Source organism: Pseudomonas sp. PLMAX, assembly GCF_046042685.1.
Classification (GTDB): Bacteria; Pseudomonadota; Gammaproteobacteria; order Pseudomonadales; family Pseudomonadaceae; genus Aquipseudomonas; species Aquipseudomonas putida_AE.
In genome coordinates, this window is sequence record NZ_CP064949.1 from 4969677 (window position 1) to 4985140 (window position 15464).

The following is a 15464-nucleotide window of genomic DNA, read 5'->3' on the forward strand; positions in this document are numbered from 1 at the left end:
TTTCCCGGCAACGGCGGGACATTTTCCGTATCCGCCACACGGCGGGCGCCCCACCCTGTGCAGGCCAAAACCTCCACTGGGAACTGCCACCATGACAATAAGATCGCTACCCGCCCTTTCCCCCCTGACCGTCGCCGTGCAGACATTTTTGCTGGCCGCCAGCCTGTCCCTGAGTGCTACTGGTCATGCCGAGCCCACCCCGGCCACCGCTGGCAAAAACGTCAGTTGGGAAGACATTGCCAACGACCACCTGACGACGAAAGACGTGCTGCAATACGGCATGGGCACCAATGCCCAGCGCTGGAGTCCCCTGGCCCAGGTCAACGACAAGAACGTGTTCAAGCTGACCCCGGCCTGGTCCTATTCCTTCGGTGACGAGAAGCAGCGCGGCCAGGAATCCCAGGCCATCGTCAGGGACGGCGTGGTCTATGTCACCGGCTCGTATTCGCGGGTATTCGCCCTGGATGCCAAGACTGGCAAACGCCTGTGGACCTACAACCACCGCCTGCCGGACAACATTCGTCCGTGCTGCGACGTGGTCAACCGCGGCGCGGCGATCTATGGCGACAAGATCTACTTCGGCACCCTCGATGCGCGGCTGATCGCCCTGGACAAGAACACCGGCAAAGTGGTGTGGAACAAGAAGTTCGGCGACCACGCCGCGGGCTACACCATGACTGGCGCCCCGGTGCTGATCAAGGACAAGACCAGCGGCAAGGTGCTGCTGATCCATGGCAGTTCCGGTGATGAATTCGGCGTGGTCGGCCAGCTCTACGCCCGCGACCCGGACACCGGCGAAGAAGTCTGGATGCGGCCTTTCGTCGAAGGCCACATGGGCCGCCTGAACGGCAAGGACAGCACCCCCACCGGCGACGTCAAGGCGCCGTCGTGGCCGAACGATCCGACCACCGAGACCGGAAAGGTCGAAGCCTGGAGCCATGGCGGCGGCGCACCCTGGCAGAGCGCCAGTTTCGATGCCGACACCAACACCATCATCGTCGGCGCCGGCAATCCGGGCCCCTGGAACACCTGGGCGCGCACCTCGAAGGACGGCAACCCGCACGATTATGACAGCCTCTACACCTCCGGCCAGGTGGGCGTCGACCCGAGCACCGGCGAGGTCAAATGGTTCTACCAGCACACGCCGAACGATGCCTGGAACTTCTCCGGCAACAACGAGCTGGTGCTGTTCGACTACAAAGACAAGGACGGCAAGACGGTCAAGGCCACCGGCCACGCCGACCGCAACGGTTTCTTCTACGTGGTCGACCGCAACAACGGCAAATTGCAGAACGCCTTCCCCTTCGTCGACAACATCACCTGGGCCAGCCACATCGACCTCAAGACCGGCCGCCCGGTGGAGAACGAAGGCCAGCGCCCGGCCAAGCCATTGCCGGGAGAGACAAAGGGCAAGCCGGTGGAAGTCTCGCCGCCGTTCCTCGGCGGCAAGAACTGGAACCCCATGGCCTACAGCCAGGACACCGGGCTGTTCTACATTCCGGGCAACCAATGGAAAGAGGAATACTGGACCGAAGAGGTCAACTACAAGAAAGGTTCGGCCTACCTGGGCATGGGGTTTCGCATCAAGCGCATGTACGACGATCACGTCGGCACCCTGCGGGCGATGAACCCGACCACCGGCAAGGTGGTCTGGGAGCACAAGGAACACCTGCCGCTGTGGGCCGGCGTGCTGGCGACCAAGGGCAACCTGGTGTTCACCGGTACCGGCGACGGTTTCTTCAAGGCCTTCGATGCGAAAACCGGCAAGGAGCTGTGGAAATTCCAGACCGGTAGCGGCATCGTCTCGCCGCCGATCACCTGGGAACAGGACGGCGAGCAGTACATCGGCGTGACCGTCGGCTACGGCGGCGCGGTGCCGTTGTGGGGCGGCGACATGGCAGAGCTGACCAAACCGGTGGCCCAGGGCGGCTCGTTCTGGGTGTTCAAGATCCCGAGCTGGGATAACCAGACGGCGAAACGCTGATCCCCACCGCCAGCAACCTGCGCCTACAACGCGAACCTGTAGGAGCCGGCTTGCTGGCGATTGCGCCCCTCCTCACAACGAGACGCCCGCCATGAAGTACCTTCCCCTGCTGCTATTGCTAAGCGCCCTCCCGACCCACGCCGACAACGGCGACGACACCCCCCTGATCATCAACGGCTGCACCATCGCCGAACACAGCCAGTGCCCCGGCGCCAACCTCAAGGGCGCCAACCTGAGCAACCAGGACCTGCGCAACATGAACCTCAGCGGCGCCGACCTGCGCGAGGCCGAGCTGCGCCACGCCCGCCTCGACCTCGCCAACCTGGAAAAGGCCCGCCTACAGGGTGCTAATCTGACCCGCGCGAGCCTGCAGCAAAGCAATGCGCGCCTGGCGGATTTCACCGGCGCCACGCTGGTGGCGATCCAGGGCTGGGGGATGTTCGCCCAGGGCGCGCAATTCGCCAACGCCGACCTCAGCGCCGCCTACCTGCAATTCGCCCGCCTCTCCGGCGCCAGATTGCACAACAGCAACCTGCGCGCCGCCGACCTGGAGATGACCTGGCTGAGCAAGGCCGACCTCAAGGATGCCAACCTGAGCGACGCCAACCTGCAGGAGGCCAAGTTGGGTGAAAGCAACCTGGAGCACGCCAACCTCAGCGGCTCGCGCCAGCACTATGCGAATTTTCAGGATGCGAACATGGAGGGCTGTACGGGGTGCCCGACGACTTGGGACAAATGACCAGAATTCAACACAACCCCCTGTGGGAGCGGGCTTGCTCGCGAAAGCGGAGTGTCATTGAGCATTTTCGTGATTGACACACCGCATTCGCGAGCAAGCCCGCCCCACAGGGGATGGGTGTTGAATGGACGAGCGAGTCACCCCGCCTTGCGCACCACCCCCATATCAATCCCCAGATGCACCAGCTCGGCATGGGAGCTCACCTGCAACTTGCTCTTGAGCAACGTCAGGTGATTGGAAACCGTCTTGCTGCTGATGCTCAGTTGCTCGGCTATCTGCCGCGCCGGGGTGCCCTTGGCGAGCATCACGAAAATCTCCAGCTCGCGCTGGGTCATGCTCTGCAGGCGCGGGTCGCTGGCGTCCTGTTGCGCATGGCAAGCCAGTTGCGTGGCCAGCGGCTGTTCGATGTAGGCATGCCCGGCGAGTACGCGCCGCACCGCCTCGATCAACACTTCTGGCGCCGAGCTTTTGGTCAGGTAACCCGCGGCCCCGGCGTCCAGTGCCTGGCGCACCAGCGGCAGTTCATCGTGCATGCTGAAAAACAGCACCCGCAGTTGCGGCAAGCGCTGGCGCAAGCGCCGGGTGGTTTCCAGGCCGCTGATGCCGGGCAAGCCGAAATCCATGATCACCAGCTGCGGCACGCTCTCCTGAACCCGCAGCAACGCCTCCTCCCCCGTTGCCGCCTCACGCACCTGCAGCGCCGGCAACAGGGCGCGCAACAGGCTGGCGTAGCCCTGGCGGACTACCGCATGGTCATCGACCAGCAAAATACTCATGAAACCTCCAGGGGCATGCTCAAGGCCAGCGCCCAACCGGCGCCGGGGTGACTGATGATGCGCAACTCGCCGCCCAGGCTACGGGCGCGTTCGCGCATCGAATACAAGCCGACGCCGGGGCGCTGGGGTTGCGCGGCGCCGCGACCGTTATCGCGCACCAGCAGGCGCAGGCGCGCGCCCTGATGTTGCAGGCGCACCCGCACCTGGCTGGCGACGGCATGCCGGGCGATGTTGGTCAGGGCTTCCTGCAGCAAGCGGTACAGATGGGTCTTGTCTGGCGCCGACAGCGTTGGTAACTGCGCACTGAGGCGCAGTCGACAATCGATGCCCTGGCGGCGCTGCCATTGCTCCACCAGCAAGCGGATGGCGTCGGCCAGCGACAGGTGTTGCAGGACCACCGGATAGAGGTTGTGCACCAATGCCCGAAAGCCCTGTTGCAGGTGTTCGCAGTTGTGCTCCAGTTCCACCATGGTGCGCTCGACGGTTGCCGGCTGATCGGCCACCAGGCGCAGCAGACAAGCCTGGGCACGGATGCCGGCCAGGTACTGACCGAGATCGTCGTGCAGGGTCTGGGCCAGTTGGGTGCGCTCCTGTTCCTGTACGGCCAGCAAGGCCTGGGTCAGCCGGGCGTTGTCGCTGCCGGCCTGTTCCAGCGCCGCGGTCATGCGGTTGAAATGCACCGCCAGTTGGCGAGCCTCGGGCCCCCCTTCGGTGCGCAGGCGCACCTTGAGCTGGCCGGCGCACACCTGCTGCAGCGCCCGCAGCAACTCATCGAGCAAGCCCATGCCGCGGCGCACGGCCCAGCGGATGGTCAACAGACTGACCAGCAGGGCCATCGCGCACAGGCTGAGCAGCTGTTGCAGGGAATCCCGGACTTCGTCGATTTCATCCCGCGGGTCGACTGCGATCTGCACCCGTCGGCCATCGGCCAGATCGAGAACGCTTGCGCCGTGTCGGCCCTCAGTGAACAACAAGCGTGCGAGCCAGGCATCGAGTCCGTCCTGCACGGCTGGCCGGGGTTGTTCATCCGCCACCAGCCAGTGCACACGCACATGGCGCAGGCCTTGAGTCAGCCGTGGTTGCAGGCTGACCGGGTCACGGGCGGCGGTTTCGCTCAGGTACTCGACCACCGCTTCGGCCGATTGCAGTTCACGCTCCACATCCGCCAGCGCCTGATGCACCAGCAACGCCGTGCACGCCAGGGTGACCAGCGCGAAAAAGCCGCAGACCCACAGGTTGATCCGCCACAGGGCCGACATGCCTAGCGCCCCGGTGTCGCGGGCATCACCTGCATCGGTGCGGGACGCGGGCCATGGAGCCGGTCGACGCCGATCAGGGTGAGAATCAGCAGGAGCGGCAACAGCAGTGCCTTGACGATACGCATGCCCAGTCCCCTCCAGAGTCGTGGTCGTTATTGCCCATGCTAAAACCGCGCCGCCCGGTACGGGCTACTACCTTGGTACTGGCTGGTTGGTACTTTCTGCATATTTTCACGCCTGCCCGGGCTTCCTATGCTGGCGCTACCTGTAATGGAGTGCCCTATGCGCCAGCTTGCCCCTTACGCCCTGATCTACCTGCTGGCGATTGCCTGCGCCGCCGGGCTGGTCACCCAGAGCCAGGCGGCGGACGCGCCCTTGCAGGTGCGCATCGGCTACCTGGGTTATCGCCCGGACCCTGGCCCGCTGCTGTCGAACGTCATTGCCGAACCCACCGACGCCGGGCTGCGCGGCGCCGAACTGGCGATCACCGACAGCAACAGCACTGGGCGTTTTCTCAATCACGCCTACAGTCTGGTCAGCGCCAGCGTCGACAACCCGCAAGCCTTGCTCGAAGCGGCAAAATCCCAGCATGAACAAGGCCTGCGCTTGTTCGTGGTGAACGCACCGGCCAGCAGCCTGCGCCAACTCAGTGCTGCGCTGCCCGACAGCCTGCTGTTCAACGCCGGCAGCCCCGACGACAGCCTGCGCAGCACCGATTGCCTGCCCAACGTGCTGCACAGCCTGCCGAGCCGGGCGATGCTCGCCGATGCGCTGGCGCAATTTCTGGTAGTGCGCAAATGGCAACGAGCGCTGCTGATCGTCGGCCCGACCACCGACGATCAAGCCTACGCCGCCGCCCTGCGCCGAGCGGCCAAGCGCTTCGGCCTGCAACTGGTGGCGGAGAAAGCCTGGAGTTTCGACAACGATCAACGGCGCAGCGCCCAGGCCGACATGCCGCTGTTCACCCAGACCGCCGAATACGATGTGGTGCTGGTGGCCGATGAGCGCGGCGATTTCGGCGAATACGTGCCCTACCAGACCTGGTACCCGCGCCCGGTCGCCGGGACTCAGGGCCTGACCCCGGTGGGTTGGCACAAGACCGTGGAAACCTACGGCGCCGCCCAGCTGCAGAAGCGCTTCGAAGCCCTGGCCGGCCGCTGGATGAACGACCGCGACTTCGCCGCGTGGATGGCCGTGCGCAGCATCGCCAGCGCCGTGAGCAAATCGCGCCAGACCGAGCCGATGGCGATCCGCGACCTGGAAATCAGCGACCAGTTGCCGCTGGACGGTTTCAAGGGCCGCAAGCTCAGCTACCGCCCCTGGAACGGCCAGTTGCGCCAACCGATTCCGATCGTGCAGCCGCGGGCGCTGGTCAGCACCTCGCCCCAGGACGGTTTCCTGCACCCGTTCAACGAGATGGACAGCCTGGGTTACGACAAGCCCGAGGTCAGCTGCCGCTTTCCCTGAATACAACAACTACAACAAGGAAACTGCCATGCGCCGCACTCTTCTTTCCTGCGCCCTGCTGCTCGCCGCCAGCCACGCCGTCGCCAGCACCGCCTGGGTCTCCAATGAAAAGGACAACAGCCTCAGCCTGATCGACATGCAGACCCTGCAAGTCACCGACACCCTGCCCGTCGGCCAACGCCCCCGTGGTCTGCTGCTGTCCCACGACAACAAGCTGCTGTACATCTGCGCCAGCGACTCGGACCGGGTCCAGGTGATGGACGTGGCCACCCGCAAGATCATCAAGGAGCTGCCCTCGGGCAAGGACCCCGAGCAATTCGCCCTGCACCCCAACAACCGCTGGCTGTATGTCTCCAATGAAGACGATGCGCTGGTCACGGTGATCGACACCGAGACCTCCAAGGTCCTCGGCCAGATCAACGTCGGCGTCGAGCCCGAAGGCATGGCCGTCAGCCCCGACGGCAAGTGGGCGGTGAACACCAGCGAAACCACCAACATGCTGCACTGGATCTACACCAGCACCCAGACCCTGGCCGACAGCACGCTGGTGGATCAGCGCCCGCGCTTCGTCGAGTTCTCGCCGGACGGTTCACAGCTGTGGGCTTCAGCGGAAATCGGCGGCACCGTGACCATCCTCGACGTCGCCAGCCGCAAGATCCTCAAGACCCTGAACTTCCAGATCAAGGGCGTGCATCCGGACAAGGTCCAACCCGTGGGCGTCAAGCTCAGTGCCGACGGCAAGTACGGCTTCGTCGCGCTCGGCCCGGCCAATCATGTGGCGGTGATCGATGCCAAAACTTTCGAGATTCTCGACTATCTGTTGGTGGGTCGACGGGTCTGGCAGATGGCATTCACCCCGGATCAAAAACAGCTGCTGGCCACCAACGGCGTCAGCGGCGACGTCTCGGTGATCGATGTCGACAGCCTCAAGGTCAGCAAATCGGTGAAGGTCGGACGATATCCGTGGGGCGTGGTGGTGACCCCATGAACGCCCTGGAAGTCAGCGACCTGAGCTTTGCCTACGGCCCTCGGGAGGCCCTGCGCCAGGTGAACTTCAGCCTGGCGCCCGCGCGTTTCGCCGCGCTGCTGGGGCCCAACGGCGCCGGCAAATCCACCCTGATCGCGCTGCTGACAAGGCTCTATGACCTGCAGCACGGGGATATCCGGGTCGGCGGCTGTTCATTGCGCAGCGCCCCGCGCCCGGCGCTGAAACAACTGGGCGTGGTGTTCCAGCAAAGCACCCTGGACCTGGACCTCAGCGTCGAGCAGAACCTGCGTTATCACGCCGCGTTGCATGGCTTGTCCCGGCGCCAGACGCGCCTGCGGGTCGACGCGGAACTGGCCCGCCAGGCCCTGGGCGAGCGCCGCGGCGAACGGGTGCGCGAACTCAATGGCGGCCACCGCCGTCGAGTGGAAATTGCCCGTGCACTGCTGCACGAGCCGCGCCTGTTGCTGCTCGACGAAGCCAGCGCCGGCCTTGATCCGGCCAGTCGCCTGGCGCTCAACCAGCACATTCGCAAGCTGTGCCACGAGCAACGCATCAGCGTGCTCTGGACCACCCACCTGCTCGACGAAGTACAGGCCAGCGACGACCTGTTGATCCTCCATCAGGGCCGCCTGGTGGCCAGCGGACAGGCCGATGCACTGAGCCTGGAGCACGGCGGCGACCTGGACTCGGCCTTCACTCGCCTGACCACCTCAGGAGCTGCCCAATGAACGCGTACTGGCAATGTTTGCGCGGCATCGTCCTGCGCGAATGGCTGCGTTTCGTGCTGCAACGCACGCGGTTTCTCAGCGCCCTGGTGCGGCCATTGCTATGGCTGTTGGTGTTCGCCGCGGGCTTTCGCGCCGCGCTGGGCATCGCCATCATCGAACCCTACGACACCTACATCCCGTACGAGGTCTACATTATCCCCGGGCTGGCCTGCATGATCCTGCTGTTCAACGGCATGCAGGGCTCACTGTCGATGGTCTACGACCGCGAGATGGGTAGCATGCGCGTCCTGCTCACCAGCCCCCTGCCCCGGACCTTCCTGCTGTGCAGCAAGCTACTGGCCACATCGCTGATTTCGCTGCTGCAGGTGTACGCCTTCCTGGCGATTGCCTGGCTCTACGGCGTGCAGCCGCCGGCCATGGGTTTGCTTCTCGCCCTGCCGGCGCTGCTGCTGGTGGCCTTGATGCTCAGCGCCCTGGGCCTGTTGCTGTCGAACGCGATCCGCCAGTTGGAGAACTTCGCCGGGGTGATGAACTTCGTGATCTTCCCGCTGTTTTTCCTGTCATCGGCGCTTTATCCGCTGTGGAAAATGCGCGAGGCCAGCGAGTGGCTGTACTGGTTGTGCGCGCTGAACCCGTTTTCCCATGCGGTAGAGCTGGTGCGTTTTGCCTTGTATGAGCGGTTCAATCCGCTGGCGTTGGCGGTGTGCGTGGGCCTGACCCTGCTGTTTTCGCTACTGGCCGTACTCACCTTCAACCCGCAACACGCCGCCCTGCGCAAATCCACCTGACCACGAAATTGAGCATGGAAAATTAATACTTTAGTACTGGTCCTACCTGTCTATCGTCGCATTCCCAACGCCTCGCGACTGGCATGTAATGGCTGCATAACTATAAGGACCAGACCCCATGCCGCGTGCCCGACGTCACCTGCTGCGTCCCACTCTCGCTGCGCTGTCGCTGGGCCTGTGGCTGGGCGGTGCACAGGCGCAAGCCCCGCTGTTTTCCCTTGATGGCTATCGCATCGACCTGTACCGCAGCCCCACGCCGGAACAACTGCCAGGCGCGACCATCATCGACACCCCAGCCCTGCAAGCGCTGCTCGGGCAAAAGCCGCGCCCGCTGCTCATCGACGTCTACCGTCGCCAATGGCTGCAAGGCCGCTTCATCGAAGACCAGCCCCACGAAAACCTGCCCGGCAGCCACTGGCTGGCGAACACCGGCGACGGAGAGCTGACGGCGCAATGGCAGGCCTACTTCGCCGACCACCTGAAAAAGCTGACCGCCGGCGACCCGGGGCAACCGTTGGTCTTTTACTGCCGGGCCGACTGCTGGTTGAGCTGGAACGCCGTCAAGCGCGCAGCCTCTTTGGGCTATAAGACACTGTATTGGTACCGCGATGGCCTCGACGCCTGGCAAGCCGCCAGCCTGCCGGTCGCACCCGCTTTGCCCGAACCCTTTCCCTGAGCTTTACGCGTGCCTGTAGTTGCCACACCATAATCAAAATAATGAGGTGAAAGGCCATGTACAAAATTCTGATTGCCGACGATCACCCGCTGTTTCGCGAAGCCATACACAACGTCATCAGCGATGGTTTTGCCGGTAGCGAGGTGATGGAAACCGCCGACCTGGACAGCGCCCTGGCGTTGACCCAGGAGCACGATGACCTGGACCTGATCCTGCTCGACCTGAACATGCCCGGCATGCACGGGCTCAATGGCCTGATCAACCTGCGCAACGAAGCGCCGACCATTCCGGTGGTGATCGTCTCCGCCGAGCAGGACAAGCAGATCGTCCTGCAGGCCATCACCTACGGCGCCGTGGGTTTCATCACCAAGTCCTCGCCCCGCGCCCAGATGACCGAGGCCATCCAGCAGATTCTCAATGGCAATGTCTACCTGCCCCCGGACATTATCCGCACCACCAAAAGCAGCACCCACCGGCGCATGAACGATGCCCCGAGCTTCCCGCCGGAACTGCTCCAGGCCCTGACCCGCAAGCAGTTGCAGGTGCTGGAACGGATGACCAAGGGTGAATCGAACAAGCAGATCGCCTACACCCTGGAAATCGCCGAAACCACGGTCAAGGCCCACGTCTCGGCAATCCTTCGCAAGCTCAACGTGCACAACCGGGTGCAGGCGATCCTGAGTGCCGGGGATATTGATTTCGGGTCTTATTTGCGGCGTTGAATTCATCGGCAACCGGAAAACCGCGTCGACCCCTTCGCGAGCAAGCCCGCTCCCACACTGGATCTGCGTCGTACACAAAATCCGTGTTTGGCAAAGATCAAATGTGGGAGCGGGCTTGCTCGCGAAGAGGCCAGCCCCGACACCAGAGAAATCAAGGCCTGGCGAGCAAATGACTCATCGCCGTCTTCAGCTTCATCGGCCGCACCGGCTTGTGCATCAGGGTATGCCCCAGTTCGCGGATCTGCTGCTTGAGCTCGTTGCTGTAATTGGCGGTGATCATCATGGCCGGGATCGCGCAGGCGCGGCGGGCGTTGATCCGCGCGACGGCATCGACGCCGTTCTGGTCGTTGTCCAGGTGATAGTCGGCAATCAACAGGTCGGCGCCGGCATGGTAGTTGTCCACTTGCCGCGCCAGGTCATCTTCCGACAGCGCCGTCACCACACGGCAGCCCCATCCCTCCAGCAACGTACGCATGCCGGCGCAAATGGTCGCATCGTTGTCCAGCACCCAGACCCGCGCCCCGCGCAGCCGTTCGAGCATCGGTTCGCTCATCGGCAGGCTCGGCAATGGCTTGGGCGCGGTGGCGCTGATCGGCACCTCCACTGCGAACATCGAGCCCCTGCCCGGCCATGAACGCACGTGGATGCGGTGCCCGAGGATGCCGGCGATTTTCTCGACAATCGCCAGCCCCAGGCCCAACCCACGATCCTGATCCGGACGTTGCACGTCGCCGCGCTTGAACTCCTGGAAGATTTCTTCCAGGCGATTTTCGGCAATGCCCATGCCGCTGTCCCAGACCTCGATCGACAGGCTGCTTTGATGCCGCCGACAACCCAGCACCACACGACCGCTGTAGGTGTAGCGAATGGCGTTGCTCAACAGATTGCGCAGGATGCGCGCCAGTAACTGGATGTCGCTGCGCACCAGTGCCGAACACGGGATGAAATGCAGTTGCAGGCCCTCGCTGCGCGCCACCTCGGTGTATTCGGCGGCGAGATTTTCCAGCAGTTCGCTCAAGGCGAACGGCGCCACATCGGCCTTGATCACGCCGGCATCGAGCTTGGAAATATCCACCAGGGTGCCCAGCAGACTCTCCACATCTTCCAGGGAATTGCTGACATTGCGCACCAGATGCTGGTTGGCGATCGGCTCGCGGCGCTCCAGCAAGGCGCTGGTGAACAACCGCGCGGCGTTCAGCGGTTGCAGCAGGTCGTGACTGACCGCGGCGAGGAACTTGGTCTTCGACAGGTTGGCCTGTTCCGCCTCCAGTTTGGCCTCACGCAAGCGTGACTCGACCCGCCGGCGCTCGTCGATTTCACGCAGCAACTGGTCGTTGAGCTGGGTCAGTTCGGCGGTGCGTTCGCGCACCCGCAGTTCGAGGTTCTGATAGGCCTGGTGCAGCGCTTCGGCGGTACGCCGGCGTTCGGTGATGTCGCGGATCAACACGAAGATGCCCACCACCTCGCCACTGGCCAGGCGATTGGGCACGTAGGAGCGCAACATGTAGCGCTCCTGGTTGTTGACGTTGGTCTCGGCGAATTCGAAGGTCACGCTCTCCCCGGCCAGCGCCCTGGCCACGTAGGACTCCAGGCGCTGGTAATGCTGCTCGCTGTGCACCTCGCGCAGGCTCTGGCCGAGCATCACGCCGCGCGGCCAGCAGTACCATTCTTCGTAGACCTTGTTGGTGAACTCGTAGACCAGGTCGGCATTGAGGTAGGCGATCAGCGCGGGCACATGGTCGGTGATCAGGCGAATCCAGCGCTCGCTTTCGCTCAGGGCCTGGGCGTGCTGGTAGCGTTCAGTGATGTCGGTGAAGGTGTTGACGAAACCACCGGCCGGCAGTGGATGGGTGCGAATTTCCAGGACCCGGCCATCGTACAGGCGCTGTTCGCATTCCTGCACGGGACGCCCGTTCGCGCCACGACTGGCCGGGGTCAGCAGGGTCAACTCGCTGTCGGCGATGACTTCGGCAAAGGGCCGATGGGCCGCCACCGGCGCCAGGCCGCTGAGCTCCAGGAACCGCCGGTTCCACAGCTCCAGGATGCCCTCGGCGTTGACCATGGCCACGCCTTGGGACAGGTTGTCCACCGCCCGTTGCAGCAAGTGCGACTTTTGCGCCACCGCCTGCTCGCGGCGCATGGTTTCGCTCTGCTTGACGTCGGTGATGTCGGTGAACAGGATCACCCGCCCGCCCTCCTGGGTCGGCCGTTCGCTGACCTGCAGCCAGCGCCCGTCCTGCAGGCGATACAGCAGGTTCTCGTCGGCGTGCCCGCGCGGCTCCTCGGTAAACGGCCCGTTGTTCATCATCAGGCGCTTGACCTCGCCCAGGCGCATGCCGGCGTTGATCCGCACCCGGCTGTGGGTCCAGAACGCCCTGAAGCGGCTGTTAAACAGGACAATGCGTTGATCGGCATCGAACAGCACGAAGGCATCGGAAATGCTCTCGATGGCGTCGATCAGGTGTTGATGGGCGGTTTCGGCACGCAGGCGGGCTTCGCTGAGCAGGTGGTTGCCCGCCTTGAGCTCGGCCATGGCCTGGTTCAAGGCATCGGTGCGTTCACGCACCTGCTCGGCCAGCACCACCGAATGCTGGAACGCGGCATAGGGATCGTTGCCGCGGGTGATGCCGGACTCGATGCGCTCGATCAGCGCCGCGTTGATGCGCTGCAGTTTCTGATTGTCGTGCTGCAGGACGGCGATTTGCGCCCGCAGTTCAGCGCTGTCCAAGGGAGCGGCCGCGGGCAATGGCAACGCCGGTGAAGGTCTGGTTGATGTGCATGCCATTGAACTGTTCTCCGTAGGTGTTGAAGCCCATCACCCGCTGTTCGCGCAGGAAACTGCCGATCTGCTCCAGGCTGCCGGCGTCTTCCAGCTCCAGGCGCCTGAGGAAACAGTCACAACCGATGGTCAGCAACAGATCGCCGAGGCGCTCCTGCAAGCCGTCGAACAGGCGCTGCAGGTTCGGCAGCATCGGCCCCGGGGTCATGGCGGTGAGGACGATGCCGTTCTCTACGGCGCAATAAAAACTCAGGCTCAGGTCCGGATGCACCTGCTGGATGGCGCGAACGTAGTATTGATCGTTGATGCGCACCGCCAAGGGGTGTGCGGCGAAGATCCGGTGGTCGAGCTCGGCCACCGGCACGCCGATGTGCCGGGCGTACTCGGCGGCGGCCGGCTCGGCGTTGAGTTCGAAGACTCGCCGCGAGGTGCTGTCGGCGCCGGTGACCACCAGCTTCTCCGCGCGCGGCAGGATGTGATGGGTGGTGAACACTTCGAAGTCCAGCCAGGTATTGACCAGCACCACCACCGCCGCACCGCTGCGAAAGCCGCCGTCGAAGTAGACATGGGTGTGGGTCAGGTAGTTGTCGTCACCGGCCGAGCCGCCGAAATGCGGAATATCGCCCAACGCCGCACTCAAGGCGGCGAGGACCATTTCCTCGCGGCTGGACAGGCCATCGAGCAAGGTCAGGGCAAAGCTGTTGCCCTTGATCGGGGCCAGGGTGTTGCTGCGACAACCGTTGACCAGCCGCTCGACCATCTGCTGCGCGTCGATCAGGCTGAAGTGCTCCATTTCGTCGATCAGTTCCAGGGCGATGGAAAAGTAACGATGATCGAAGCCCACCGCCGTCACGCAATTGCGCCCATAACCCTGCGGGGTGATTTCCCCGGCGCTGGTGCATCCCGCCAGGCGTATGCCGCCGAACCCTTGTTGCAAGGCGCCGCCCAGGGCCTGCAAGTCGTATTCGGCGGAACAGAAGAACAACACGAACCCCAGGTGTGGGTGCAGCAACTGCCGCGCCAGCTCCTGCGCCACCTGTTGGGGATCGGTGGCCTGGGACATCGCACTGACGATCCCTTCGTTCTGGACCTGTTGCATGGTCGCCCCTCGCAGGTGCGTGTGTATGAGGCACGAGTGTACGAAGCCTGCGAAGGGCCACGAATGCTACTTGGGTAGCAGGCAGGCGCTTCAATGGGATGAGAGCTGTGTCGCAGATCCCGCGAACACCACCCCTGTAGGCCGGCGAAGGCGTCATTGAAATCGCCTTCGCCGGCAAGCCGGGCTCCTACAAGGGGTTCGTGGTTTACCAGGTCAATACCGCCCCAAGCGCAACGGTATCGGTGTCTTCGTTCTGCGCACTGTTGTCATGGCCGTTGATTTCGAACTGGTTGTACTCGGCTACCAGCTTGAGGTTGTCGTTCACGTCATGGAACAGCGCAACACCGCGGGTCTCGTAGTCGGCGCCGCTGCCGACCACGCCGTTGCCATCGTCATTGGTCTTGCCGTAGGACAACGCCAGGCGGTTCTTGCCCAGCTTGTAGGAGCCCTGCAACAGGTAGCCGTCGCTGTCGACGTTGCGCAGGGTCGGCTCGCCGGCGTTGTTGGTGAAAAACGGATTGATGCCCTTGGCCTGGAAACCGGAGCCGGTCAGGGACAAGCCGCCCATCTTCGCCTGCACGCCGTAACCGACGCCTTTGGACGTGACGGTGTCGACGGTGGAATCGGTATTGTCCGAGGTCTGGTAGCTGCCGTTGACCCAGCTGTAGATCTTCGCCCCGGCGAGGTCGAACTGGTAGGTGATCTCGCTCTCGGTGCGCGGGTTTTCCTGGTAGGCCTTGCCGGTGGGGCTGCTGTCGTTGGTGTCCACCGGGTCCATGATGCCCACCGCCACGCGCAAGCCGTCCATCACCGGCGTGCGGTAGGTGATCTGCGAGGTCGGGAACGGATAGGGGTAACCGGTGCCGATGTTGCCGAACGACACCCCGCCACCGTCCACCAGGCCCAGGGTATCGCTGACCTGACCGTAACCGGCGAGCAACTCGTCGAGCAGGATGTTGGAGCGGGCGAACAGGCCGAAGTCCTTGCCGATCAGCACTTCGCCCCACTCAGGGTTGGCCACGGTACCGTAGAACTGCCGCACATCGATGGCGGTGTCGGTGCCATTGGTTTCACTGTCGTTGATGGTGACCCAGAACGAGGCGCGAGCCCCGAGCTTGAGGTCATCGACCTGCTTGCCCATGTTGAAGCCCAGGTAGTTGGGCAAAAAACCCATCTTCACCCGCGATTGTCGGCGATCGTACTGCTCGCCGGCGCGGTCGACATCGCTGTTGACGTAGAAGGCATTGATGTAGCCGTCGGTGGAGAACGTGGTCTGGTCTTTGTCGTACAGCATGATCTCCGCCTCGGCCATGGCGCTCAGGCCGAAGGAAGACAGGCTGGCAATCAAGGCAGGCAAAAAACGCTGGGTGAAGTTCTTGTTGTTGTGCATGGCGCGCTCCGCGACTGGGACGAGTTGTCGGGGGCGATTATCGAAAGCGCGAGGGCAGCGCCATACGCT

14 protein-coding genes are annotated in these 15464 nt (G+C 63.7%); 8 read left to right on the plus strand and 6 right to left on the minus strand.

Going from position 1 to position 15464, the window contains the following annotated elements; genetic code table 11:
• Positions 1–91 precede the first annotated feature (91 nt).
• Entirely contained in the window at positions 92–1984 is a 1893-nt protein-coding gene (gene exaA / locus DKB71_RS22555; RefSeq protein ID WP_408597534.1) for a quinoprotein ethanol dehydrogenase, read from the plus strand.
• Between the two features lie 91 nt (positions 1985–2075).
• Entirely contained in the window at positions 2076–2723 is a 648-nt protein-coding gene (locus DKB71_RS22560) for a pentapeptide repeat-containing protein (RefSeq protein ID WP_408597536.1), read from the plus strand.
• Between the two features lie 137 nt (positions 2724–2860).
• Here DKB71_RS22560 and DKB71_RS22565 read toward each other — a convergent pair whose 3' ends face one another.
• From DKB71_RS22565 to DKB71_RS22575, 3 genes are read right to left on the minus strand one after another with little or no spacing between them, the layout of a single operon-like run.
• Positions 2861–3499, minus strand: coding sequence for a response regulator transcription factor (locus DKB71_RS22565; protein WP_274074715.1), 639 nt, complete (start codon positions 3497–3499; stop codon positions 2861–2863).
• Positions 3496–4758 (minus strand): histidine kinase, encoded by a 1263-nt coding sequence (locus DKB71_RS22570; RefSeq protein WP_408597538.1) that lies wholly within the window; start codon positions 4756–4758, stop codon positions 3496–3498. The genes DKB71_RS22565 and DKB71_RS22570 overlap by 4 nt, the downstream gene beginning before the upstream one ends.
• 2 nt (positions 4759–4760) lie before the next feature.
• Positions 4761–4883: a hypothetical protein gene (locus DKB71_RS22575; RefSeq protein WP_274074713.1), complete on the minus strand. Its 123-nt coding sequence runs from the start codon at positions 4881–4883 to the stop codon at positions 4761–4763.
• Positions 4884–5040: 157 nt separating this feature from the next.
• Here DKB71_RS22575 and DKB71_RS22580 point away from each other — a divergent pair, with 157 nt between their 5' ends.
• The 6 genes from DKB71_RS22580 to DKB71_RS22605 all read left to right on the plus strand — a co-directional run bounded on the left by DKB71_RS22580 (position 5041) and on the right by DKB71_RS22605 (position 10127).
• Positions 5041–6225, plus strand: coding sequence for an ABC transporter substrate-binding protein (locus tag DKB71_RS22580; RefSeq protein WP_406592653.1), 1185 nt, complete (start codon positions 5041–5043; stop codon positions 6223–6225).
• Between the two features lie 28 nt (positions 6226–6253).
• Positions 6254–7213 (plus strand): YVTN family beta-propeller repeat protein, encoded by a 960-nt coding sequence (locus tag DKB71_RS22585; RefSeq protein WP_408597541.1) that lies wholly within the window; start codon positions 6254–6256, stop codon positions 7211–7213.
• Entirely contained in the window at positions 7210–7941 is a 732-nt protein-coding gene (locus DKB71_RS22590) for an ABC transporter ATP-binding protein (RefSeq protein WP_408597543.1), read from the plus strand. Before DKB71_RS22585 ends, DKB71_RS22590 begins: the two co-directional genes overlap by 4 nt.
• Entirely contained in the window at positions 7938–8729 is a 792-nt protein-coding gene (locus tag DKB71_RS22595) for an ABC transporter permease (protein ID WP_408597545.1), read from the plus strand. Before DKB71_RS22590 ends, DKB71_RS22595 begins: the two co-directional genes overlap by 4 nt.
• Positions 8730–8847: 118 nt before the next feature.
• Complete coding sequence (locus DKB71_RS22600; protein WP_408597547.1) at positions 8848–9405, plus strand: PQQ-dependent catabolism-associated CXXCW motif protein; 558 nt, start codon at positions 8848–8850, stop codon at positions 9403–9405.
• A 56-nt stretch (positions 9406–9461) separates the two neighbouring features.
• Entirely contained in the window at positions 9462–10127 is a 666-nt protein-coding gene (locus DKB71_RS22605) for a response regulator transcription factor (protein ID WP_046817100.1), read from the plus strand.
• 151 nt (positions 10128–10278) lie between these two features.
• On the opposite strand, the gene nahK is transcribed toward DKB71_RS22605, so the two are convergent.
• The 3 genes from nahK to DKB71_RS22620 all read right to left on the minus strand — a co-directional run bounded on the left by nahK (position 10279) and on the right by DKB71_RS22620 (position 15395).
• Positions 10279–12873 carry a hybrid sensor histidine kinase/response regulator NahK/ErcS' gene (gene nahK, locus DKB71_RS22610; RefSeq protein WP_408601149.1) on the minus strand — a complete coding sequence of 865 codons (2595 nt, stop codon included), beginning with the start codon at positions 12871–12873 and terminating at the stop codon, positions 10279–10281.
• The gene (nosP, locus tag DKB71_RS22615; protein WP_408597549.1) at positions 12842–14005 is read right to left on the minus strand and encodes a nitric oxide-sensing protein NosP; all 1164 of its coding nucleotides are present in this window, start codon (positions 14003–14005) and stop codon (positions 12842–12844) included. The genes nahK and nosP overlap by 32 nt, the downstream gene beginning before the upstream one ends.
• A 205-nt stretch (positions 14006–14210) precedes the next feature.
• A complete protein-coding gene (locus DKB71_RS22620; RefSeq protein ID WP_408597551.1) occupies positions 14211–15395 on the minus strand; it encodes a porin in 1185 nt (394 codons plus the stop codon).
• Between the last annotated feature and the right edge of the window lie 69 nt (positions 15396–15464).

Excerpts from the sequence above, each read along its gene's own strand:
- DKB71_RS22585 (WP_408597541.1), top strand. The coding sequence starts at position 6,254 with ATGCGCCGCACTCTTCTTTCCTGCGCCCTGCTGCTCGCCGCCAGCCAC.
- nosP (WP_408597549.1), bottom strand. The coding sequence starts at position 14,005 with ATGCAACAGGTCCAGAACGAAGGGATCGTCAGTGCGATGTCCCAGGCC.
- DKB71_RS22620 (WP_408597551.1), bottom strand. The coding sequence starts at position 15,395 with ATGCACAACAACAAGAACTTCACCCAGCGTTTTTTGCCTGCCTTGATT.
- DKB71_RS22580 (WP_406592653.1), top strand. The coding sequence starts at position 5,041 with ATGCGCCAGCTTGCCCCTTACGCCCTGATCTACCTGCTGGCGATTGCC.
- DKB71_RS22575 (WP_274074713.1), bottom strand. The coding sequence starts at position 4,883 with ATGCGTATCGTCAAGGCACTGCTGTTGCCGCTCCTGCTGATTCTCACC.
- DKB71_RS22560 (WP_408597536.1), top strand. The coding sequence starts at position 2,076 with ATGAAGTACCTTCCCCTGCTGCTATTGCTAAGCGCCCTCCCGACCCAC.
- DKB71_RS22605 (WP_046817100.1), top strand. The coding sequence starts at position 9,462 with ATGTACAAAATTCTGATTGCCGACGATCACCCGCTGTTTCGCGAAGCC.
- DKB71_RS22570 (WP_408597538.1), bottom strand. The coding sequence starts at position 4,758 with ATGTCGGCCCTGTGGCGGATCAACCTGTGGGTCTGCGGCTTTTTCGCG.
- exaA (WP_408597534.1), top strand. The coding sequence starts at position 92 with ATGACAATAAGATCGCTACCCGCCCTTTCCCCCCTGACCGTCGCCGTG.
- DKB71_RS22600 (WP_408597547.1), top strand. The coding sequence starts at position 8,848 with ATGCCGCGTGCCCGACGTCACCTGCTGCGTCCCACTCTCGCTGCGCTG.
- DKB71_RS22595 (WP_408597545.1), top strand. The coding sequence starts at position 7,938 with ATGAACGCGTACTGGCAATGTTTGCGCGGCATCGTCCTGCGCGAATGG.
- DKB71_RS22590 (WP_408597543.1), top strand. The coding sequence starts at position 7,210 with ATGAACGCCCTGGAAGTCAGCGACCTGAGCTTTGCCTACGGCCCTCGG.
- DKB71_RS22565 (WP_274074715.1), bottom strand. The coding sequence starts at position 3,499 with ATGAGTATTTTGCTGGTCGATGACCATGCGGTAGTCCGCCAGGGCTAC.